This is a genomic window from Siminovitchia fortis (assembly GCF_007681465.1).
GTDB classification, from domain to species: Bacteria; Bacillota; Bacilli; order Bacillales; family Bacillaceae_C; genus Siminovitchia; species Siminovitchia fortis.
In genome coordinates this window covers 1-1,138 of sequence record NZ_VEKZ01000144.1, presented here as the reverse complement: position 1 = coordinate 1,138, position 1,138 = coordinate 1, and the positions used below count along the sequence as shown (strand labels likewise).

Here is a 1,138-nt window from a genome sequence, read left to right as displayed (position 1 = left end):
TAGCTATTTTAAGAAAAAGATAGATTAAGAGTAACTATGTCCAAAATTCGGGGGTTAATCCGGTGTCGAAGATCAAATTCGTTGTGTTGTTAACTATGCGAATGATCCCAATAGTAGTAAGCAATGGTTTGATTTCACAAATGAAAGAAAGAAGTATCGAGAAAAAGTAGGTTATCCTGAGGGAAGACCTAAAACAGCTTGGTATGAATAAGGGAGGAAAAAATGAAAACAAAACTAGCACATGTCAGAGTCAATGTTAAAAATTTAGATGCAGCTATTGATTGGTATACGACTAAATTAGGGTTTAAAGTAGCTGCTACATGGCCGCCTGAAAAGCCTAACTATGCCCATTTTGATGCAGAATATGGAGCGACATTCGCTTTAATGGAAGATAATAATTATCCGTCACACGGGCGGTTTAATTTTAATATTACAGATGTTGATGCATTATGGGCTGAATTAAAAGACCACGTTTATGTGATTGAAGAACTGTTTTCAACTCCTTATGGGACAAAAAAATTCACCATTAGTGATTTAGATGGAAACGAATTAGGTTTTGTTCAAGAATCTGAAAGCTAATTCTTCTTCAGCTATAGGGATCTTTTCCAGAGTAAGGTGTGTGCTCTTTTCACGTCTAAGCGTACATTGCAAAAACCAGCTAATATCATGTTCCAAGACATTAGCTGGTTTTTGTTACTAATTGAAATAATGAAAATTACGAGACTTTCAACTTAATAGGTATTCGTTGATCCATATTGAGTTCAAAAGTTCCGTATGGATTGACATGATGATAAAATAAAGGTGTTAATCCCCTAAAATCTTCTGGAGTCATTTTCCTCAACCAATATTGGTTGTTGTCATAAAGCACTTCTTGTACCATTAAGGTATTCATATAGACTAAGCAATTTTGCAGCAATTGAAGTGATAAGGCAGAAACCTCTTGATCTTCTATCGAATTGGAACGGATTTCACTGTTTTTCCCATAGAAAATATATGTATTCACCGAGTTCCATTGTTCCACTGTATTTAATCCTTCATGAATCTCTCTGCGAATCTCTTCATAGTGTAAATAATCACCTGAATCCGTGACGTAGTTTGTTAAAAGCTTGAAAAGCAGGCTGATTTTACCCATTTTCAG

The 1,138-nt window shown here is 35.1% G+C and carries 3 protein-coding genes; 2 read left to right on the top strand and 1 reads right to left on the bottom strand.

Annotated features, from left to right (window positions below; genetic code table 11):
* Positions 1-76 precede the first annotated feature (76 nt).
* Both FS666_RS19315 and FS666_RS19310 read left to right on the top strand, forming a co-directional pair.
* The gene (locus FS666_RS19315) at positions 77-211 is read left to right on the top strand and encodes a helix-hairpin-helix domain-containing protein (RefSeq protein WP_306463615.1); all 135 of its coding nucleotides are present in this window, start codon (positions 77-79) and stop codon (positions 209-211) included.
* A gap of 11 nt (positions 212-222) precedes the next feature.
* Entirely contained in the window at positions 223-579 is a 357-nt protein-coding gene (locus FS666_RS19310; protein WP_058005537.1) for a VOC family protein, read from the top strand.
* A 136-nt stretch (positions 580-715) separates the two neighbouring features.
* On the opposite strand, the gene FS666_RS19305 is transcribed toward FS666_RS19310, so the two are convergent.
* A partial coding sequence (locus FS666_RS19305) for a Tn3 family transposase (RefSeq protein ID WP_244943980.1) occupies positions 716-1,138 on the bottom strand: 423 nt, incomplete at its 5' end.